Genomic DNA, 20,499 nt, shown 5'->3' on the forward strand with positions numbered 1-20,499 from the left:
CGGCAGGGCCGGTCCTCAGGCCGGGACGCCCGTGCGGCCCCTCTCGTTCAGGGCCAGCAGGGCCACCGCGCCGAGCAGCAGGCACCCGCCGCACACCGCCGCCGGGGTGAGCCGCTCACCGAGCAGCAGGACCCCCAGCAGCGCCGCGCCCACCGGCTCCACCAGCGTGATCACCGAGGCGGTGGTGGCGCGTACCGCGCCCAGGCCGATGAAGAACAGGCCGTAGGCCAGGGCCGTCGGGACCGCGCCGAGGTAGACGATGATCGTCCAGAAGACGAGCGGGTCACCGGAGGGCAGCAGGCCCTGGACGAGCGCGATCGGCAGCAGGCAGAGTCCGCCGACGACGAAGCCGCCCGTCGCGGTGGCGTACGGCTCCGTCGCGAAGGCCCGGTTGAGCAGCGTCACCCCCGCGTAGCCCGCCGCCGACAGCAGGGCCCACCAGGTGCCGGACGCCGAGAAGGACCCCGACCCGTCGTCCAGGGTCAGCAGGACCAGACCGGCCAGCGCGACCGTGACCGAACCCAGCCTGGCCGCGCCGAGCCGTTCGCCCAGAAGCAGCCGGCCCCCGGCGGCCACCAGGACGGGGGTGGCGCCGATGGTGACCACGGTCGCCACGGCCAGGCCCGAGTCCGCGATCGCCGCGAAGTACGCGGTCTGGTAGACGGCCATCCCGGCGCCGGTGACCAGGATCGCGCCGAGGTTGCGGGGCCGGCCGGACCGGCGCCGCTCCCCGTTCCCGACGGAGGGCCGATCGGACCGGTGACCGTCCGGCCCGTTCCCGATGGAGGGCCGGGTGGAGCGGTGACCGTCCGGCCCGTTCCCGGTGGAGGGGCCGGCGGGTGAGCGGTGTCCCGGGGTTCCCCCCAGGCCGAACAGGCGGGTGGCGAGCAGGAGCATGGCCGCCCCCGCGGCGAACCGCCAGAAGGAGACGGCGACGGGGCCGATCCCGCCGCTCAGATCGAGCAGCGCGCCGGCGGCACCGCCGGTGCCCCAGGCGGTCGCCGCGATGGAAACGTACAGCAGGCCCCGGCGTACGGAGACATGCGTCATGAGGGTCTCTCCAGATGAGGTGTTCGTCGTCAGGTCGCACGTGTGCGGACGGCAAGCACCCACCGGACCGCCCGGGTCCGGTCTGTCAGGAGAGAGGGCCGCCCGCTAGCGGGCGGGGGGCGGAGAGACGATCAGGAACACGGGGCCACCCTAACCGGGTCCGCCTCCCCGGAGCCAGGAGGTATCCGGCCACCACCCGCGCCGGGCCACCACCCGCGCCGGGTCACCGGGTCCGCCGGACGGCCGGAGGCGTGGACGAGCAGGCCGTTCCCCTCCGGAAACCTGACATCAGGTGACAGGTACGGGCGGGACGATCGGCACATGACCACGAAAGCGCAATTCATCGCGGTGAGCATCGACTGCGCCGAGCCCAGGCGGCTGGCCGAGTTCTACGCGACCGTCCTCGGTTACGAGGTCCAGTACGCCGAGGACACCTACGCCGGCATCGGTGACGGCACGATGAGCATCTACTTCCAGCAGAACCTCGACCGCAAGCCGTCCACCTGGCCCGGCCCCGACAAGCAGTTCCACCTCGACGTGCGCGTCCCCGACCTGGACCGGGCCGTCCAGGACTACCTGGAACTCGGCGCCACCAAGCCCGACTTCCAGCCCGGGGAGGGGAACTGGGTCGTCCTGGCCGACCCGGAGGGGCACCTGTTCTGTCTCTGCCCGCCCGCCGCCGAGTAGCCGGCCCGCCCGCGCACCGCTCTCCCGGACGTCTCCCGCGGTGGCCGGACAGATCCCCGGGAGGACCGGGCCGCTCTTCCGGACGTCCCCGGGTGACCGGGCCGGTTCGTTCCCGTGGACGTTTCCGGCGGGATGCGGTGAAGTTTCCCCCATGAGGCGATGGGGGTGGCGGCCGGGGCGCCGGGCGGCCGGCGTGGGGGTGCTCGTCGCGGCGGGGGCGGCGGCGACGGCCACGCCGGTGGCGGCCCTGGCCGGGGCGCCGGACGTGGCGGCCTACGTACCGCTGTCCGGGGTGCTCGCCCTGACGGCCGCGGTGCTCGCGGTCGCGGGAGCGGGCCTGGTGAGGCGGTCCGGCGAACAGGGGCGTGCGGTGCTGCGCGTCCTGCCCCGGCGGTGGGTCCTCGCCGGAGCCGTGCTCGTCGCCGTGTCCGTCTGGGGGACCACGGCCGTCCTGCTCTCCCTCGCCGACACGGCGCCGGACGCGGCCAGGCGCGTCGAGCTGCGGCTGGACGCGGTCAAGACCGGCCTGACCGTCGGCGCGGGAGCGGCCGGGCTGGTGGCGCTCCTGCTCGGCGTACGCCGGCAGTGGCTCGGGGAGCGGACGCAGGCCCACCAGGAGTACGACGCCGCAGAGAAGCGCGTGACCGAGCTCTACATCGGGGCGACCGGTCAGCTCGGCCACGAGCGGGCCGCGGTGCGGCTGGCCGGGCTGTACGCGCTGGAGCGGGTCGCCCAGGACAATCCCGAGCATCGCCAGACGGTCGTCGACGTGATCTGTGGCTACCTGCGGATGCCTTTCTGGGCCGGACCGGCGGAACCGTCCGACGAGGAGCGGGAGACCGGTCCGTCCGTCGACCCGCAGGAGCTCCAGGTCCGCGTCACGGCGCAGCGGATCCTCGGCGAGCACCTGCGCTGGAGCGGATCGGAACCGGTGCCGCCCGTCCGGTTCTGGCCCGGCATCGACCTCGACCTCACCGGCGCGCGACTGGTGAAGCTCGACCTCGGTGACTGCCGGATGCGCCGGGCCGGGTTCGGCGGGGCCGTCTTCGAGGGGGGTGCCGTCTTCGCAGGGGCCCTCTTCGCGGAACGGGCGGTGTTCGGGGGAGCCGTCTTCACCGTCCCCGAACCGGCGGGGCACGTCTCCGGCGCGGCGGGGAGCCCCTCCGGTCCGGAGGGGAGCGTCTCCGGCCGGGAGGAGAGCGTCTCCGGCCCGGCAAGGTACGGCGACCGTGCGGCGACCTTCAGGGGCGCGCGGTTCGCACGGGAGGCGGTGTTCCGGGACGCGGTGTTCGCGGTGCGGGCGAACTTCGCGGGCACGACGTTCGAGGGGGCGGCGCTGTTCGGCGGAGCGGCCTTCGAGGACCGGGCGACCTTCCGCGGGGCCGTCTTCGCGGAGGCCGCGCTGTTCGGCGGTGCCGCCTTCACCGGTGAGGCCGTCTTCCGCCAGGCCACGTTCGAGGGGGCGGCGTTCTTCGGCACGGCCACGTTCCGTACCGGCCCCTCCTTCGCGGAGGCGAGGGCCCGTACCGTGCCCGGCACGCAGCGGTCCTGGCCCGGCGGGTGGAGCGAGGCCGCCGACGACGGCTCGGACATCTCACGATTGGTGGAAGGGGGGTCCCTACCCGTTCCCCCGGCGCCCTAAGCTTGCGGGATGACCCGAGAATCGCTTCTTTCCGTATGCCCTGTCCGCTCTGGGGGGTGGCGATGACCTGGGTCGGGATATCGATCGCGCTGGTCGGCGCGCTGGGCTACGCGCTCGGGGCCGCGCTTCAGCAGTTCGAGGCCGTCTCCGAGGGCGCCTCGCTCAAGCTGATGAAGCGGCCCCGCTGGTGGCTCGGCGGCGTCATCGGTTTCACCGGGGCCTCCCTGCACGCCGTCGCCCTCAGCTTCGCGCCGCTGATCGCGGTGCAGCCGATCAGCGTGGCGACGCTGGTGTTCGCGGTGCCGCTGGCGGCGTTGCTGCACGGCAGGCGCCCGCACCGGGCGGAGATCCTCGGCTCGCTGGCGGTGGCCGTGGGACTGCTCGTCCTGATGCTGCTGGTCCCCTCCCACCCGGTGAGGCCGCACATGACGAACCAGGAGGCGCTGGGCTTCCTGGGCTGTGTCGGGCTGGTCGTGCTGGTCACGCACCTGCTGAGCCGGAGGATGACCGGCTCCCCCCAGGCGCTCGTGCTGTCGGTCGGCGCGGGGGCGGTGACGGCCAGCGTCTCCACCTTCGTCCGGGTGGTGGGCGGCACCTTCGAGGGTGACCTGTCCATGCTGGTCCACTGGTTCACCCTGGCGATCCCGGTGCTGCTCATCCTCGCGGTCGTGCTGCTGCAGAAGACGTACGAGGTGGGATATTTCGGGATCTCGTATGCGGCCGTTCAGGTGGTGGACCCGGTCACCTCGATCCTGGCGGGCACGCTCCTGCTCGACGAGGCCGTCCCCCGCGGCTGGGCGAACGTGATCCCCGCGCTGGGCGCCGCCGCGCTGCTGGTCTGGGGAACGGTCACCCTGGGAAGGCTCTCGCCGGACCACGGCGTCCCGGCCGCGGTCCGCGAGAAGGAGTCCGTCTCCCCGTAGCCGCCCCCGTAGTCGCCCCGTGGTGAGGGCGTGTCCGTCCCGTCGTGGACGTCCCCTCCCGAGGCCGTCCCTCTCACCCTGGGCACCCCGATCGGTCAGTCCGCGGGCGGTGTCCAGCCGAGCACCTCGTCCATGGCGCCGTTCACGCGCGACGGGGCGAGCCGCCAGCCGACCGCCAGCGCGGTGTCACGCAGCCGTACGGCCAGGGGGTTGCGCATCCGGCTGACGCGGCAGATCGTCGCGGACCTGGCCATGATCTTCGAGGTGCGCTCCAGGCGGGCGGCGGTGTAGGCGGCAAGCCCGCCGTTCTCCCCGCCGAGGGTCCCCTCCCGCCCGCCGCGCGAGCCGTCCGGCACGGCGTGTCCGGGGGAGCCCATCGCATGGGCCAGGACCACCGCGTCCTCGATCGCCTGGCAGGCCCCCTGGCCCATGTTGGGGGTCATGGCGTGCGCGGCGTCGCCCAGCAGGGCGATCCTGCCCCGGTGCATGGCGGGCAGCGGGGTGGCCAGGTGATACACGTCGTTCCTCAGCACGTCCCGCGGCGAGGCCGCGGCCAGGAGCTCCGGGATCGGGGAGTGCCAGTCCCCGAACAGCCGCCGCAGCTCGGCCAGCTGATCCCCGCCGTCGCCGTTCGCGTCGCCACTGGCGTCACCGTCCGCGCGGCGGTCGCCACCCGCAGGGACGGTGTCGGTGGCGTAGCAGTAGACCCTTCCCGCGGCCAGCGGCATCACGCCGAAGACCCTCCCGTGTCCCCAGCTCTCGTGGGCCCGGCCCGGGACGTGGTCGGCCGGGACGAGCAGCCGCCAGCTGGTGACGCCCGCGTAGCGCGGGCCGGGGTGCCCGGGGAACAGCGTGGACCTGACGGGGGAGTGGATGCCGTCGGCCGCCACCACCAGGTCCGCCGTCACCTGCTCCCGCGCGAGGACCACCAGCCCGTTGTCCGGATCGACCCGGAGGACGGGCGTGCCCAGCCGGACCGTGCCCGCCTCCAGCCGCGAGAAGAGCACGTCGACCAGGTCCGAGCGGCGCAGCAGCACCAGCGAGTCGCCGCCGTTGCGCGCGGCGGTCGCCTCCACGGTGGTCCTCAGCAGCCACCGGCCGTCGGAACGGCGGAAGCCGCCCGAGCCCTGGACCGCCGACAGCGCGCGGACGTCGTCGCCGGCGCCGATCGTGTCCAGCGCCCTGAGCGCGTTCGCGGCGATGCCCAGGCCGGAGCCGACCGGCTCCAGGGACGCCGCCCGCTCGAACACCGTCACCTCCCAGCCCCGGCGGCGCAACGCGACCGCCGCCGTCAGCCCGCCGATGCCCGCGCCGATGACCACTGCGTGTGCCATGACCCATCCCCTCACTACGGATGTAGTGAAATTTACTACATCCGTAGTCCAACTACAAATGTAGTATGGAAAGGTGACGTCACCGCGTGCCGACCTGGTCGCCGACACCGCCATCACCCTGCTGGCACAGCGAGGCATGCGCGGTCTGACCCACCGGGCCGTGGACGAGGCGGCGGGCCTGCCGCCGGGGTCGACCTCGAACCTGGCCCGCACCCGGTCCGCCCTGCTGGAGCTGACCCTCGCGCGGCTCGCCCGGCTGGAAGCCGGCGCGTTCGCGCCGCTGCTGAACGCCGCGGAGACGGACGTGGTGGACGTCCTGGTGGAGATGACGGCCCAGGCGCTGCGGACGCAGCTGACCGCCGGCCGCGAGATGCTGATCGCCCGCTACGAGCTGGCCCTGGAGGCCACCCGGCGCCCCGAGCTGCGCACGATCTACGACCTGGCCGGGCAGCGGTTCCGCGACCCCGCGGTCGCGATCCTGGCCGCCGCGGGATCCTCCGATCCGGTACGGCACGCCCGCCTGCTGGTCGCCTTCAGCGAGGGGGTGATGTTCGACGCCGTCGTCGGTGCCGGTGTCGAGCCGAGCCTGGACGACCTGCGGCTGGGGGTCAGGGAACTGCTGCGCGGCGTGCTCGGCCGGGAACCGCGGGCCTGACGGGCCCCGGTGGCCGGGACCCGCGGACCCGTCGGCCCGGTGGATCGGCGGATCGGCGACCGGAAACCGGAAACCGGAAACCGCCGACCTCAGCGGCCGGTGAGGCGGGCGCGGTGGGCGGGCCATTCGTCGTCGAGGATGCCGAAGTAGACGGTGTTGCGCCAGGTGCCGTCGGCGCGGCGGCGATGGCGGCGCAACGTGCCCTCGTGGACGCCGCCGATGCGCCCGATGGCGTTCTGCGAGCGGAGGTTCAGGTCGTCGGTCTTGAGCTGCACCCTGCTCATGCCCAGCACGTCGAAGGCGTGGTCGATCAGCAGGACCTTGCACTCGGTGTTCACCGCGGAGCGCCACACGGACCTGGCGTACCAGGTCCAGCCGATCTCGATGCTCTCGGCGTACCCGGGGGTGTCGATGTAGGTGGTCCAGCCGGTCGCGCGGCCGGTCTCGCGCAGGATCACGGCGAACGGGACGTGGTCCGGCGCCTCGATCAGGGCGGTCGCGATCTCGGCCAGCTCCGCCTCGGTACGAGGGGGGTCGTAGGTCACCCAGCGCCAGATCTCCTCGTCGCCGCCCCCGGCCAGGAACAGGTCGGGGAAGTGGCCGGGGGTCAGCGGCTCCAGGCGTACGGTGTCGCCCTCGAGAACGACGGGGTCGGGCATCTTCGCGGTCATGGGGCGACTCTAGGATCCCGGGTGGACCTGTCCGTAGGTCCACTCGCAGCGCGTTCGCGAGGACCACTCGGCGGACGGACCGGCCGGGTCCGTCCTCCCGGCCTGTCGACACTCATACCGTCCGGTCGGTACGCTCACGGGAGACCGTGAGGAGACCCCATGGATTTCGCGTTCGACGCCCAGACCGAGAAGCTGAGGGAACGGCTGCTCGCCTTCATGGACGAGTGCGTCTACCCGGCGGAGGAGGCGTTCGAGGCCCAGGCCGCCGAGAGCGGGTGGGCCGCCCCGCCGCTGCTGGAGGACCTCAAGGAGGAGGCGCGCAAACGGGACCTGTGGAACCTGTTCCTGCCCGGCGAGCACGGCGCGGGTCTGACGAACCTCCAGTACGCGCCGCTGGCCGAGATCATGGGCCGCTCGCCCAGGATCGCCCCGGCCGCGACCAACTGCGCCGCCCCCGACACCGGCAACATGGAGGTCCTCTCCATGTTCGGCAGCCGGTGGCAGCGCGAGCAGTGGCTGGAGCCGCTGCTGCGCGGTGAGATCCGGTCGGCGTTCGCCATGACCGAGCCGGACACCGCCTCCTCCGACGCCACGAACATCGCCCTGTCCATCGTCAGGGACGGCTCCGAGTACGTCGTCAACGGCCGCAAGTGGTTCGCCTCCGGCGCGATGAACCCCAACTGCAGGATCTTCATCGTGATGGGCAAGACCGACCCCGAGGCGTCCTCGCACCGGCAGCAGTCGATGATCCTCGTCCCGCGTGACACGCCCGGGATGCACGTCAAGCGGGGCATGCACGTCTTCGGCTACTCCGACTCCGACCACGGCGGGCACGCCGAGATCGTCTTCGAGGACGCCCGGGTGCCGGTCGACAACCTGATCGGCGAGGAGGGCGGCGGCTTCGCGATCGCCCAGGCCCGCCTGGGGCCCGGCCGCATCCACCACTGCATGCGGCTGATCGGGATGGCCGAGCGGGCGGTCGAGCTGATGTGCACCCGCACCCTGGAGCGGACCGCGTTCGGCAGGCCGATCGCCCAGCAGGGCGTCGTCCAGGACTGGATCGCCGAGTCGCGGGTGAGGATCGAGCAACTGCGGCTGCTCGTGCTGAAGACCGCCTGGCTGATGGACACCGTCGGCAACCGGGGGGCCCACACCGAGATCCAGGCCATCAAGATCGCCACCCCGCGCGACGTGGAGTGGATCCTGGACAAGGCCATCCAGGCGCACGGCGCCGGAGGGGTCAGCCAGGACTTCCCGCTGGCCGGCCTGTGGGCGGGCGCGCGCTCGCTGCGGCTCGCGGACGGGCCCGACGAGGTCCACAAGCGCTCCCTTGCCTACCGGGAGCTCAAGAAGTACATGCCCTGACCGCCTCGCCTCCCCCCTGCCGTACGGGAACCGGGGCGGTGAGGCGGGGGCGGTGACGGCGGGGCGTCCCGGGGCCGCGGGGCGCGCGAATCGACGGAGATCGACGAAGGGAGCGCCCGTGGCGCTGGACGAGAAGGCGGTCAGGGAACGCGTCGCCGCGTTCCTGGCCGAGCACGACCCGGCCGGGGACCGGCTGGAGTTCCTGCGGGCCCGGTTCGACGCCGGGCTGGCCTGGGTGCACTTCCCCGAGGGCCTGGGCGGGCTCGGGGCCGCCCGCGAGCTGCAGAACGTCGTCGAGCAGGAGCTCGCCGGGACGCCGCAGATCAACCCGGGACTGCAGACGATCGGGCTGGGCATGGCGGCGCCGACGATCCTGGCGTTCGGCACCGAGGGGCAGCGCAGGCGGTTCCTGCGCCCGCTGTGGACCGGCGAGGAGATCTGGTGCCAGCTCTTCAGCGAGCCCGGCGCCGGGTCGGACCTGGCCACGCTCGGCACCCGCGCGGTCCGGGACGGCGACGAGTGGGTGGTGGACGGGCAGAAGGTGTGGACCTCGGGTGCGCACCACTCCCGGTGGGCGATCCTGGTCGCCAGGACCGACGTGGACGTGCCCAAGCACCGCGGCATGACCTACTTCGTGTGCGACATGCAGGCCCCGGGGGTCGAGGTCAGGCCGCTGCGGCAGATCACCGGCGAGGCCGAGTTCAACGAGGTCTTCCTCACCGGCGTACGGCTCGGTGACGACCTGCGGCTGGGCGAGGTCGGCGACGGCTGGCGGGTCGCGCAGACCACGCTGATGAACGAGCGGGTCGCGATCGGCGGCGCGCCGGTCAAGCGGGGCGGCGGCGTGGTCGGCCTGGTGTCGGAGACCTGGCGCTCCCGGCCCGAGCTGCGCACCCACGACCTGCACCAGCGCCTGCTCCGCCTCTGGGTGGAGGCGGAGGTGACCCGCCTGGCCGGGACGCGCCTGCGCGAGCAGCTCTCCGCCGGGCAGCCGGGCCCCGAGGGCTCGGGGATGAAGCTCGCCTTCGCCTCCCTCAACCAGGCCCTGTCCGGACTGGACGTGGAACTGCGCGGTGAGGAGGGGCTGACCTACGACGACTGGACCTTCCGCCGCTCCGACACCGTCGACTTCTTCGGCCGGGGCGCGGGGTACCGCTACCTGCGGGCCAAGGGCAACTCCATCGAGGGCGGCACCTCGGAGATCCTGCGCAACATCGTGGCCGAGCGCGTGCTCGGGCTGCCCTCGGAACCCCGCGTCGACAAGGACGTGCCCTGGAAGGACCTGCCGCGGTGACGGCGGGCGGAAACGAACGAGGAGCGGTGAGCGACCTGTGACGCTGTTGTATACCGAGGTCGAGGAGGAGCTCCGGGCCTCCGTGCGCGACCTCCTCGCGGACCGTAGCGGGTCCGGCGCGGTGCTGAGGCGCGTCGAGTCCGAGACGCCGTACGACATGGACCTGTGGAAGACGCTGTCCCGGGAGATCGGGGTGGCGGGCCTGCTCGTGCCGGAGGAGCACGGCGGCGCCGGGGCGTCGGCCCGGGAGGTCGCGGTGGTGCTGGAGGAGCTGGGACGGGCCGTGGCGCCGCTGCCGTTCCTCACCAGCTCCGTGCTGGCCACCAAGGCCCTGCTGCTGGCGGGCGAGGGGGACCTGATCCAGGAGCTCGCCTCGGGGGAGACGACGGCGGCCCTCGCGGTGTCGCTGGCGGCCTCGCCGTACCGGCCGCTGCCCGCGACCGTCACCGTCACGGACGGTGCCCTGAGCGGGGAGGTCGGGGCGGTGGCGGGCGCGGACGTGGCGGACGTGCTGCTCGTGCCCGTCGGGACGGCGCTCTACCGGGTCAGGGCCGCGGACGTCCGGATCGAGACGGTGCCGTCGCTCGACCTGACGAGGCCGGTCTCCACCCTCACGTTCTCCGGCGTGGCCGGGGAGGAGGTCGGCGCGATCGACGTGCGCCGGCTGCTGAGCTTCGGCGCGGGCCTGCTCGCCTCGGAGCAGCTCGGCGTCGCCGAGTGGTGCCTGAACACCACGCTCTCCTACATCAAGGAGCGCCACCAGTTCGCCCGGCCGGTGGGGTCCTTCCAGGCGATCAAGCACCGCATGGCCGACCTCTGGCTGGACGTGGTGCGCGCCCGCGCCGCCGCGAGGAACGCCGCCGACCTGCTGGCCGAGGACGCGGGTGTGGCCCACACGCCCGAGGACCGCGAGCTGGCGGCCGCGGTGGCCGCGTCGTGGTGCTCGGAGGTGGCGGTGCACGTCGCCGAGGAGAGCGTCCAGCTGCACGGCGGGATCGGGATGACCTGGGAGCACCCGGTGCACCTGTACCTCAAGCGCGCCAAGGCCACCGAGATCGCGCTCGGCACCCCCGGGGCCCACCGGGAGGCGCTGGCGACCCTGGCGGACCTGCCCGCGCCGGCCTGACCGGTCCGTTCCGGGGCCGTCCCTCCCGGGGCGGCCCCGGCCGGTCACCGCGACCGGGTCGGCACATGCGGGTCTGCACGGGCGGTCGGCGCGTGCGGCCGGAGCGGCCGGTCACCGCGAGCGGCCGGAGCGGCCGGTCACCGCGGCCGGTCACCGCGTCCGGCTACTGCGGCCGGAGCGAGGTGAGGAGCAGGTCGGCGAAGTGGGCCCCCAGCGCGGCACCCGAGAGGGGGCCGTCGGGGCTGTACCAGGTGCCCAGGTGGTGCACGGACCCGAAGAAGAAGTCCACGACGATGTCGGCGGGCACGTCGTTCCTGAAGGTGCCCTCGCGCTGCCCCTCGGTGACCAGGTCGCGGAAACGCTCGTGGTAGTTGCGCCGCTCGGCCCGGACGACCTTGCGCGTGTCCGGGGCGAGCAGGTGCATCGAGCGGAAGAAGATCTTGGAGTCGTCCAGGTTGTCCACGGTGGTCGTCACGACGTCCGCGGCGGCGGCGTGCAGGCGCTCGGACACCGACCCGGGGCCGTCGGCGATGTGGGTCAGCCGCTCCATCTGCATGCGGAGCACGCGCCCGTAGATCTCGTGGAGCAGGTCGTCCTTGGAGTCGAAGTAGTGGTACATCGCGCCCTTGGTGACGCCGGCCGCCGAGACGACCTCCTGCACGGAGGTGCTCTCGAAGCCCTGCTCGGCGAACAGGCGGGTGGCCTCGCCGAGCAGCCGCTGCCGTACCGGCTCCTGGTCCTGAGTCATACGTCCCCCATGATGTGGTGAGGGAAAGCATACCGACTGGTCGGTTCCACCGTGGTCCTCTGGCGAATGCGTGTTAGTTGCGTCACCTTCACGGGCCGGGGATAGCTGGAGCTCCAATTTGGGTATTTCATAGCGCAGGGATCTTCAGCGTGGCAGATCCGCCTCCTCCCTTCCTCGGCCGTTCAATCATGGGGGTTCGCTATGCCCGGCGGATCTATCTACGTCACCCCGGTCGACCAGGTCCACGGCCTGTCGCCCCAGGTCATGTACGAACAGTTCTGGATCAAAGAGGCCGGCGAGCGCAGGAAGATGCGCGCGGTCAAGGCCGTGGCCGGACTGGTCGTGGGCGTCGCGCTGGCCTACCGGTTCGACCTGTTCATGCCGGTCGTCGGCCTGCTCTGCGGCCTGCTCGTCGCCGCGGGGGACGCGCTGTGGGCCTGGAGGCAGTACGACGCCACCGCGGTCTGGCGCGGCAGGCGCAGGGGGGCGACGATCACCGGCAAGCTGCTCCGCCGCAGGCTGCGCAGGGCCGGGTACCAGATCCTGGACGGCCGCTCCGTCCCGGGCAAGGCCTCGATCGACCACCTCGTCATCGGCCCCGGCGGCGTCTGGGTGGTCGACAACGAGGCGTGGGACCCCGACACCGAGATCGCCCGGTACGGCGACCGGCTGTTCCTCGGCGAGAAGTACGGCACGAAGACGGCCAAGGCGCTCGTGGAGGTGTCCGAGGCGCTGGCCGAGGTGCTCTCCCGCGAGTCGGGCGTCCCGGTGACCATCGAGCCGCTGATCGCCGTGCACGGCGGGCAGCTTCGGCGGTCGGTCACCGCGGAGGGGATCACCCTGCTCAAGCCCCGCCTGGTCGCGCGCTGGATCCGCAACGGCCCGCGGGCCGAGTTCGACGAGACCCAGGTGGAGCTGCTGGCCAGGACCGCCGCCCGGGTGCTGCGCCGGATGAGCTGACACCACCCACCCGTCCCGGACGGGTCCCGCTCAGGCGAGTTCCTCGATGAAGGACGCGAGCTGCGCGACGTTGCGGCACTCGTACATCGGCACCACCCCGCCGTACGCCGTGGCCAGGGAGTCGCCGGTGTCCCACTGGGCGGTCGGTTCCGGATTGAGCCAGTAGGCGTGCCGGGCGTCCCGGGCCAGGCGCTTCAGCGTGGCCAGGGCGGGGGGCTGGTAGTTGGACCGGGCGTCGCCCAGGATCAGCAGGGAGGTCTTGGGCCCGACGCTGTCGCCGTAGCGTTCGGCGAACGCCTCCAGCGCGTGGCCGTAGTCGGTCCGGCCGAACCGCACCATGTCGGCCTCCTTCGTCAGCCGGGTCATCGCCTCCACCACGTCGGCGCCCGGCACGAAGAACCGGGTGATCTCGTCGACGGTGTCCACGAACCCGAACGCCCGCACTTTGGCGAACTGCTCGCGCAGCGCGTACGTCAGCAGCAGGGTGAAGTGCGCGAAGGAGGCGACCGAGTCGCTGACGTCGCACAGGACGACCAGCTCGGGCTTGTGCGGCCGTCGCGGCCTGTTGAAGGTGGTCAGCGGCACCCCGCCGCTGGAGAGCGAGGCCCGTACGGTCCGGCGGAAGTCCAGCCGGCCCCGGTGGCCGAGCCGGTGCTTGACGGTCAGCCGGGCGGCCAGGCGGCGCGCCAGCGGGTGCACCTCCCGGCGGAGCCTGGCCAGATCGGCCTTGGTGACGCGCAGGAAGTCGAGCTGCTCCAGCGGCGGGCGTACGGAGGAGCGGGCGATCCGCTCGATCCCGGAGTCCTCGGCGATCCGGCGGCGCACGTCGGTGGAGACCGCCTCCGCGAAGCGCTCGATGTTCTCGCCGATGCGCTGCCGGGCGACCTTCTCGGCCAGCCCGCCGCGCTCCCGGCCCGCCAGGACCTCGGCCAGCAGCCGCGCCATGAGCGTCTCGGGGGACAGGGTCCGCATCACCGGGTAGGAGAACCAGTTCTGCCTGCCGGGCCCGGCGGGCTGGCGGCCGAAACGGCCCACCATGGCCCGCGCGAACGCGTTCATCCCCTGGCTGTGGCCCTTGCGGTCCTCGGCCTCCAGCAGCAGCTCCGCCAGCCGGTCGCGCAGCTCGGGGACCCCGGCGCTCTCCAGGTCCGGCCCGTCCTCGCGCGCGGCCTGCAGGCCGGTCGTGGAGGCGGGGAACCACAGGTCGAACAGCGTGTCGAAGCCCGGACGGTGCGAGGGCCGCTTGACCAGCGTCGCGGCGTACGCGGCGCGCAGCGACTCCCGCTCGGCCAGGTCGATCACCTCCAGCGCCCTGGCCGCGTCCAGGCCCTCGGCCGGTGAGACCGGCAACCCGGCCTCGCGCAGCGCGTGCACGAACCCCACGTGCCGGTCGAGCAGGCTCATCGCGGCCCTCCCGTCCCGGGTCCCGTCCTCGTCCGAGGTCCCGTTCCCGTCCCCGCTTCCACCCGAGGTCCGGACCCCTGTCCGGGGGTCACAGCGCGAGCTCCTTGCGCGCCCGGGTCTGGTCGGAGGCGTGCTTGAGCACGACGCCCAGGGTGGCCCCGATCGCCTCCTCGTCCAGTTCGGTCCTGCCCAGGGCGATCAGGGTGTTGGCCCAGTCGATCGTCTCGGCGATCGAGGGCGCCTTCTTCAGCTCCAGGGTGCGCAGGGTCGCGACCGTGCGGGCGAGCTGCTCGGCCAGGCTCGCCTCGATCGAGGGCACCCGGGCCAGCACGATGTCCCGCTCGCGCTCGGGCGTCGGGTACTCCAGGTGCAGGTAGAGGCAGCGCCGCTTGAGCGCCTCGGACAGCTCCCGGGTGGCGTTGGAGCTCAGCACCACGTACGGCCTGCGCACGGCGGTGATCGTGCCGAGTTCGGGGATGGTGACCTGGTAGTCCGACAGGATCTCCAGCAGCAGCCCCTCGACCTCCACGTCGGCCTTGTCGATCTCGTCGATCAGCAGGACCACCGGCGTCTCGGACCGGATCGCGGCGAGCAGCGGCCGTTCCAGCAGGAACTCCTCGGTGAAGATGTCGTCGTGGGTGGCGTCCCAGTCCTCGCCCTGCCCGGCCTGGATGCGCAGGAGCTGCTTCTTGTAGTTCCACTCGTACAGCGCCCTGGCCTCGTCCAGGCCCTCGTAGCACTGCAACCTGACCAGCCGCGCGCCGGTGGTCTCCGCCACGGCCTTGGCGAGCTGGGTCTTGCCCACCCCCGCGGGACCCTCGGCGAGGAGTGGCTTGCCGAGCGCGCCCGCCAGGAACACCGAGGTCGAGATGGAGTCGTCGGAGAGGTAGTCGACGGCGCCGAGCCGCTCACCGGCGTCGGAGGGCGAGGCGAACCACATGTGAGCTCCCAGTACAGGACCGAATTTTGTTCTAGCTTAGCGGGTGATCGTCCCGGATTTCGAAGCCCTGCCCGATGTGCGCTATCCTTCAAGGGCTTCACGCGCCGCTAGCTCAGTTGGTTAGAGCAGCTGACTCTTAATCAGCGGGTCCGGGGTTCGAGTCCCTGGCGGCGCACCTCGACGACACGGGCACCCCGGCCTCAGGCCGCGGTGCCCGTATCGTTCTCCTCAGGCCGGACGGCCCGCGTCGTCTCCCGCGCAGGCGTCCAGCAGGTAGCGCCGCAGGGTCGCCGCCTCCCGCGACAGCACCGCGGGGTCGTCGCCCGGGACGAACTCCAGGGACGTGTCGATCCGCCGTCCCGTCGCCGCGACCATGGCCAGGGCACTGCGCCACAGCGCCTCCCGGTGCTCCAGCGGCCACCGCTCCCGCGGCGTCGGCCACCAGCTGAACACGTGCACCCCGTCCACCCGGTCCAGCACGGCCTCCAGCCCCGCCAGGGCCTGCTCGTCCGGCATCCCGTTCGGCGGCTGCCAGTACGTCCGCAGGCCCGGGACGTCGTCCAGCATCGACCGGGCCGAGACGATCTCGTCGGTGAGGGTGCCGTCGTGGAACTCGGTGGCGACGGTGACGCCGGTCCCGTCGTCCGTCGTCGTCTCCGCCGCGCTGTCGACGCACCGTCTCAGGCCGTCCAGGATCCGGCGGCGCCCGGCCGCGTCCACGGCCGCCGAGGCGGTGTTCCCGGCCCAGACCCTGATGCGCGGGGCGCCGAGCGCGCGCGCCGCGCCGAGCACCTGCCGCCACACGCGCCGGTCCTCTTCCGGGTCGGTGACGACGCCCGCCCGGTAGTAGGAGCCCAGGGCCGACACCTCCAGGCCCGCGGCCCTGGTCGCCTCGGCCACGCGCCGCGCCTCGGCCTCGTCGCCCAGCGGGACGTGCGCGTCCTGGCCCCACTCGACGCGGTCGAGCCCGGCACCGGCGGCCAGCTCGACGATCCGGTCCGCGCTCAGCGGCCGGTAGGTGACACTGCACATCCCCGACGTCAGGAACGGCACCCGTCTCATCGCACCCCGTCTCCCACGACCCGGCTCCGTGCTCCCGGCCCGGCCTCGCCCCGTCGGGCCCCGCCTCGCGGGACGCCGGCCCGTCGGGCACGCTCACCGTATCCCGGCATCCCGTCGCACCGGGCGCGGAACGACGGGGCCCCGGCGGGGACGGACCGGCCCGGGACGTCCGGGCCGGTCCGTCCCCCTGGGGTCCGGGAGACGGGGGCCGGGAGACGGGAGACGGGAGACGGGTCAGGGGGCGCTGAAGCCCAGGGTGTAGGCACCCGAGCCGGCCGTGGCGGTCACCTTGTAGCGGTAGCGGCCCGGCGTGCCGGTGTAGCTGATCCTCTCGTCCGGGCCGGCGCCGTCGGCGGTGGCCACGGTCCTCCAGGTCGTGCCGGTCAGCTTCTGCAGGTACAGGTCGAGGTCGGCGCCCAGGGGGCCGTCCAGGCAGCCGAGATGGGGCCCCGCGACCTTCGTCGTGTAGGGGACCCTCCTCGGCTGGTAGGCGGACTCCCCGGCGCCCAGGGCCCCGTCGTGGGTGACGGAGTAGCCGGTGCAGGTGCCGGTGCTCGGCGGCGGGGGGTTGCCCGCGGTCGTCCTCAACTCCAGGCCGTAGGCGAGCAGGACCTCCAGCAGGGGCTGGAAGTAGGTGATGCCGCCCAGACTGCAGTCGCCCGAGCCGCCCGAGGCGATGCCCTGGGCCTGGTCGGCGGAGATGAGGGAGCCGCCCGAGTCGCCGGACTCGGCGCAGACGCTGGTGCGGGTCAGCCCGAAGACGGTGCCCTGGGGGTAGGTGACGCTGGCGTCACGCTGCTGGATGAGACCGCAGTGCCAGTCGGTGGTGGAGCCGGCCCGGCAGACCGAGGCCCCCTCGATGGCGGGCTTGGCACCGGAGACCGGGACCGTGCCGCCCTGGCCGTTGTTCACCGCAGGGGTGGCCGTCCAGGCGGAGTTGACGCCGACCCAGGCGTAGTCGTCGACGGGGAAGGACGACGCCTGGAAGACCCCCTGGGTGACACGGTTGTAGCCGGTGGTGACCGCGCCCTTCTTGCCGCAGTGACCGGCGGTGACGAACCCGGCCTGGTTGTCCTTGAGGACGGAGAAGGCGATCGAGCAGCGCCGGGTCACGCCGATGTAGAAGGCGTTGCCGCCGACCAGGTCGAACAGCGGCTGAGGGACCTCGGTGGAGGGCAGGATGAGCACCGCGCCGGTGTCTATGCCGGAGGCTTCGATGACGGTCTCGGCCTCGTCGGGCCGCGGGGTCAGCACGACCACCCGGTTGCCCTTGACGTCGACGTAGCGAACGCTGGAGATCAGCGGTTTCGGCGGAAGGGTGGCATCCAGTCTCGCCTTGACGGTGTTGAGGAACGTCAGCGATCTGGTGACCACGTCGGCCTGGGCGCCCGCGGCGAGGATCACCGGGATGTCGGCGGCGCTGGTGGTCGCCACCACCAGCGTGTGCGCGGTGTTCCCGCGCAGCCACGCGCCGGCGAACCGGGGACCGAGCAGCTTGCCCAGCCGTTCCGCGACCGGGGTGAAGCGGGCCTCGTTCAGCAACCGGGTCTGAGCTTGTTCGGCGTTCAGGCCCAGATCGCGCTGAAGGGCCTCCAGCATGCCCGGCGGCGGTGCGATCCGCACGGCCGGTGCCGTCCGGGTGCCCGGCGTCCCGGTCGCGGCCGTCGTCCCCGGCGAGAACGACGTCCCCGATGTCCCCGATGTTCCGGGTATCCCCGACGCCCCCGACGCGGTGGCCGGCTTGTCGGCCGGGCCGGTCGTCCGGTGGTCGGCGACCGCGGGAACGGTGGCCAGGACGAACGCGACGGTCGCCAGGACGCATCCCGCCGTGGTGGTACGGCTGCGAGACATGGGCCTTCTCCTCGAACCTCTGCGTGCGGAGTCTTCGAGGGGATTCGCTCCATGTCACCGGCGGACCACATGACACGGACACCACCACCTTAGATCACGGACCGGGGCCGGGCCGGTGAAGGCCTCGCGCCACGCGGACGCCGACCCCCGCCGGTCCTGACACCCCACGCGCCACGCGGATGCCGATCCCCCGCCGGTCCTGACAGCCCGCACGCCACGCGGGCGCCGACCCCCGCCGGTCCTCACACCGCGCGCTCCCCGTACCTCGCCCGGCCGGGCCGTGCAGGACGGCGCAGGGCGTACCGTGTCCGGCCACGTCACGGGGAGTCGAGGACCGGATCGAGGGTATGGCGTAGCGCTGTGCCGGTCGGGGTCCCCCGTCCCGGCGCGCGGATCTGCTTGTACCCGAACGTGATTCTCGGTCGCGGTGGCGGTCCCACCACACCGCGGCCGGAGGGGATGGATAGACGATGGAAGAGTCCCACCCGGTGAGGGAAACGGTTCACAAGGTGATCGACACGGTGGTCGGCGCCGTATCCGGCGACGAGCACGCCGGAGAGATCCCCGGCCGGCCGGGCAGCGCGCCGCCGTCCCTGGAGGAGCCGACCGAGCCCCGTCCGCCCCTGCCGCCCAAGCCCGACCAGAGCGGACCCGCCGTCCTCAGCGCCACCGGACGGCCCCTCGACGAGCCGCCGACGGCGCGCTCCCAGAGCGGCGCGTACCTGACGACGGCCCAGGGCCTGCGGCTGCCGGACAGCGACCACTCGCTCAAGGCCGGCCCCCGGGGCCCGGTGTTGCTGCAGGACCACCACCTGCGCGAGAAGATCATGCATTTCGACCACGAGCGCATCCCCGAGCGCGTCGTGCACGCCCGCGGCGCCGCCGCGCACGGCGTCTTCCGCGCCTACGGCACCGCCTCGACGGTGACCAGGGCGGCCTTCCTCGCCAAGGACGTCGAGACGCCGGTCTTCGTGCGCTTCTCCACCGTGCTGGGCTCGCGCGGGTCGGCCGACACGGTACGCGACACACGCGGGTTCGCCACGAAGTTCTACACCTCCGAGGGCGTCTACGACCTGGTCGCCAACAACATCCCGGTGTTCTTCATCCAGGACGCCATCAAGTTCCCCGACATCATCCACGCGGCCAAGCCGCACCCGGACCGGGAGATCCCCCAGGCGCAGAGCGCGCACGACACGTTCTGGGACTTCGTCTCCCTGCACACCGAGGCCACCCACCACACGCTGTGGAACATGTCCGACCGCGGCATCCCCCGCTCGTACCGGACGATGGAGGGTTTCGGCGTCCACACCTTCCGGCTGGTCGACGCCGCGGGGGAGACGACGCTGGTGAAGTTCCACTGGAAGCCCAAGGCCGGGGTGCACTCGCTCGTGTGGGAGGAGGCGCAGATCGTCAACGGCGTGGACCCGGACTTCCACCGGCGCGACCTCGCCGACGCCATCGAGGCCGGCGCGTACCCGCAGTGGGAGCTGGGCATCCAGGTCTTCCCCGACACCCCCGAGCAGACCTTCGAGGGCATCGACCTGCTGGACCCGACGAAGATCGTGCCCGAGGAGCTGGCCCCGGTACAGCCGATCGGCCTGCTCACCCTCAACGCCAACCCGACGAACTTCTTCGCCGAGACCGAGCAGGTCGCCTTCCACCCGGGTCACCTGGTGCCGGGCATCGACGTCACCGACGACCCGTTGCTGGCCGGTCGGCTCTTCTCCTACCTGGACACCCAGCTCACCCGGCTGGGCGGCCCCAACTTCGGGCAGATCCCGATCAACCGGACGCACGCCCCGGTCAACGACATGCTGCGCGACGGCTTCCACCAGACGGCCGTGCACGCCGGGGTCGCGCCGTACAAGCCCAACTCGCTGGACGGCGGCTGCCCCTTCTTCGCCGGGAGCCAGGAGGGCGGGTACGTGGAGACGCCCGTCCAGGTGCCCGCGGCGCGGAAGGTGCGCGAGGCCCCGGCGTCGTTCGACGACCACTTCGGCCAGCCCCGCCTGTTCTGGCTGAGCCTGACCCCGACCGAGCGCGAGCACGTCATCTCCGCGTACACCTTCGAGCTCGGCAAGGTCTACGAGCAGGCGATCAAGGAGCGCACCCTGAGGGTGCTCGCCCGGATCGACCCGTACCTGTGCGAGCAGGTGGCGCAGGGTCTGGGCCTGCCGGCCCCGGCGGCGGAGGGCCCGCTGCCGTCCCCCGTGCCCAGCCCGGCCCTGTCCCAGCTCGGGAAGGCCTGGCCGGTCACCGGACGGATCATCGGCATCGTCGCCGGCCCGGACGGTGACCTGGACGCGGTCCGCACCGTCCGGCAGGCCGTCCTGGACGGTGGCATGGTGCCGCTGGTGATCGCCCCGGTGGGCGGCACGCTCGCCGCGGACGGCGGCACTCCCGTCACCGTGCAGCGCACGTTCGCCACCGCCCGGTCGGTCGAGTTCGACGCGTTGCTGCTCGCCGGTACGCCCGCGCCCGGCGCGGACGCCTACGGCGCGCGGGACGCCAAGGCCGGGAACGGCACGCCGGCCGGGGCGCCCGTCGACCCGCGGGTGCTGCTGATGCTCGGCGAGGCGTTCCGGCACGCCAAGCCGATCGGCGGCTGGGGTGACGCCGGACCGGCGCTCACCGCGGCCGGGGTCGACCCGGTGGCGCCCGGCGTGGTCGTGGGCGGCAGCGGCGAGGCCGTTCTGGCGGAGGTCGTCCGGCTGCTCGCGGAGCACCGCGTCTGGGACCGCTTCCCCACCGCGGCCGGTGTCGTCTGACCCGGCGCGACGAGGACTC

At 72.9% G+C, this 20,499-nt stretch carries 17 protein-coding genes and 1 tRNA gene; 10 read left to right on the top strand and 8 right to left on the bottom strand.

Going from position 1 to position 20,499, the window contains the following annotated elements:
* Window positions 1-15: 15 nt before the first annotated feature.
* Window positions 16-1,050, bottom strand: a complete 1,035-nt coding sequence (locus ABD832_RS15600; RefSeq protein ID WP_344894938.1) for a DMT family transporter — start codon at window positions 1,048-1,050, stop codon at window positions 16-18.
* A 321-nt stretch (window positions 1,051-1,371) separates the two neighbouring features.
* Between ABD832_RS15600 and ABD832_RS15605 the strand changes: the two genes are divergently transcribed.
* From ABD832_RS15605 to ABD832_RS15615, 3 genes are all read left to right on the top strand, one after another.
* Window positions 1,372-1,737, top strand: coding sequence for a VOC family protein (locus tag ABD832_RS15605; RefSeq protein ID WP_344894941.1), 366 nt, complete (start codon window positions 1,372-1,374; stop codon window positions 1,735-1,737).
* A gap of 151 nt (window positions 1,738-1,888) precedes the next feature.
* Window positions 1,889-3,379 carry a pentapeptide repeat-containing protein gene (locus ABD832_RS15610; RefSeq protein WP_344894944.1) on the top strand — a complete coding sequence of 497 codons (1,491 nt, stop codon included), beginning with the start codon at window positions 1,889-1,891 and terminating at the stop codon, window positions 3,377-3,379.
* Between the two features lie 35 nt (window positions 3,380-3,414).
* The gene (locus tag ABD832_RS15615; RefSeq protein WP_344894947.1) at window positions 3,415-4,302 is read left to right on the top strand and encodes a DMT family transporter; all 888 of its coding nucleotides are present in this window, start codon (window positions 3,415-3,417) and stop codon (window positions 4,300-4,302) included.
* Window positions 4,303-4,397: 95 nt separating this feature from the next.
* Here ABD832_RS15615 and ABD832_RS15620 read toward each other — a convergent pair whose 3' ends face one another.
* Complete coding sequence (locus tag ABD832_RS15620; RefSeq protein WP_344894950.1) at window positions 4,398-5,636, bottom strand: FAD-dependent monooxygenase; 1,239 nt, start codon at window positions 5,634-5,636, stop codon at window positions 4,398-4,400.
* Between the two features lie 73 nt (window positions 5,637-5,709).
* Between ABD832_RS15620 and ABD832_RS15625 the strand changes: the two genes are divergently transcribed.
* Complete coding sequence (locus ABD832_RS15625) at window positions 5,710-6,291, top strand: TetR/AcrR family transcriptional regulator (protein WP_344894953.1); 582 nt, start codon at window positions 5,710-5,712, stop codon at window positions 6,289-6,291.
* Window positions 6,292-6,380: 89 nt separating this feature from the next.
* On the opposite strand, the gene ABD832_RS15630 is transcribed toward ABD832_RS15625, so the two are convergent.
* A complete protein-coding gene (locus tag ABD832_RS15630; RefSeq protein ID WP_344894956.1) occupies window positions 6,381-6,962 on the bottom strand; it encodes a GNAT family N-acetyltransferase in 582 nt (193 codons plus the stop codon).
* Between the two features lie 159 nt (window positions 6,963-7,121).
* On the opposite strand from ABD832_RS15630, the gene ABD832_RS15635 reads away from it, so the two are divergent.
* The 3 genes from ABD832_RS15635 to ABD832_RS15645 all read left to right on the top strand — a co-directional run bounded on the left by ABD832_RS15635 (window position 7,122) and on the right by ABD832_RS15645 (window position 10,747).
* Complete coding sequence (locus tag ABD832_RS15635) at window positions 7,122-8,327, top strand: acyl-CoA dehydrogenase family protein (RefSeq protein WP_344894959.1); 1,206 nt, start codon at window positions 7,122-7,124, stop codon at window positions 8,325-8,327.
* 118 nt (window positions 8,328-8,445) lie between these two features.
* Window positions 8,446-9,621, top strand: a complete 1,176-nt coding sequence (locus ABD832_RS15640; protein WP_413224175.1) for an acyl-CoA dehydrogenase family protein — start codon at window positions 8,446-8,448, stop codon at window positions 9,619-9,621.
* A gap of 37 nt (window positions 9,622-9,658) precedes the next feature.
* The gene (locus ABD832_RS15645; protein WP_344894962.1) at window positions 9,659-10,747 is read left to right on the top strand and encodes an acyl-CoA dehydrogenase family protein; all 1,089 of its coding nucleotides are present in this window, start codon (window positions 9,659-9,661) and stop codon (window positions 10,745-10,747) included.
* Window positions 10,748-10,910: 163 nt separating this feature from the next.
* On the opposite strand, the gene ABD832_RS15650 is transcribed toward ABD832_RS15645, so the two are convergent.
* Window positions 10,911-11,495, bottom strand: a complete 585-nt coding sequence (locus ABD832_RS15650; protein ID WP_344894965.1) for a TetR/AcrR family transcriptional regulator — start codon at window positions 11,493-11,495, stop codon at window positions 10,911-10,913.
* Window positions 11,496-11,696: 201 nt separating this feature from the next.
* Between ABD832_RS15650 and ABD832_RS15655 the strand changes: the two genes are divergently transcribed.
* Window positions 11,697-12,455, top strand: a complete 759-nt coding sequence (locus ABD832_RS15655; protein ID WP_344894968.1) for a nuclease-related domain-containing protein — start codon at window positions 11,697-11,699, stop codon at window positions 12,453-12,455.
* Between the two features lie 30 nt (window positions 12,456-12,485).
* On the opposite strand, the gene ABD832_RS15660 is transcribed toward ABD832_RS15655, so the two are convergent.
* Window positions 12,486-13,859, bottom strand: a complete 1,374-nt coding sequence (locus ABD832_RS15660; protein WP_344894971.1) for a vWA domain-containing protein — start codon at window positions 13,857-13,859, stop codon at window positions 12,486-12,488.
* Between the two features lie 88 nt (window positions 13,860-13,947).
* Complete coding sequence (locus ABD832_RS15665) at window positions 13,948-14,799, bottom strand: AAA family ATPase (protein ID WP_344894973.1); 852 nt, start codon at window positions 14,797-14,799, stop codon at window positions 13,948-13,950.
* Window positions 14,800-14,900: 101 nt separating this feature from the next.
* Here ABD832_RS15665 and ABD832_RS15670 point away from each other — a divergent pair.
* A tRNA-Lys gene (locus ABD832_RS15670) sits at window positions 14,901-14,974 on the top strand.
* Between the two features lie 53 nt (window positions 14,975-15,027).
* Here ABD832_RS15670 and ABD832_RS15675 read toward each other — a convergent pair.
* A complete protein-coding gene (locus ABD832_RS15675; protein WP_344894976.1) occupies window positions 15,028-15,861 on the bottom strand; it encodes a sugar phosphate isomerase/epimerase family protein in 834 nt (277 codons plus the stop codon).
* Window positions 15,862-16,095: 234 nt separating this feature from the next.
* On the bottom strand, window positions 16,096-17,712 hold the full coding sequence (locus tag ABD832_RS15680; protein WP_344894978.1) for a S1 family peptidase: 1,617 nt from the start codon (window positions 17,710-17,712) through the stop codon (window positions 16,096-16,098).
* 470 nt (window positions 17,713-18,182) lie between these two features.
* On the opposite strand from ABD832_RS15680, the gene ABD832_RS15685 reads away from it, so the two are divergent.
* Window positions 18,183-20,480: a catalase gene (locus tag ABD832_RS15685; protein ID WP_344894981.1), complete on the top strand. Its 2,298-nt coding sequence runs from the start codon at window positions 18,183-18,185 to the stop codon at window positions 20,478-20,480.
* Window positions 20,481-20,499 lie beyond the last annotated feature (19 nt).

This window comes from Streptosporangium longisporum (assembly GCF_039534895.1).
Taxonomy (GTDB): domain Bacteria; phylum Actinomycetota; class Actinomycetes; order Streptosporangiales; family Streptosporangiaceae; genus Streptosporangium; species Streptosporangium longisporum.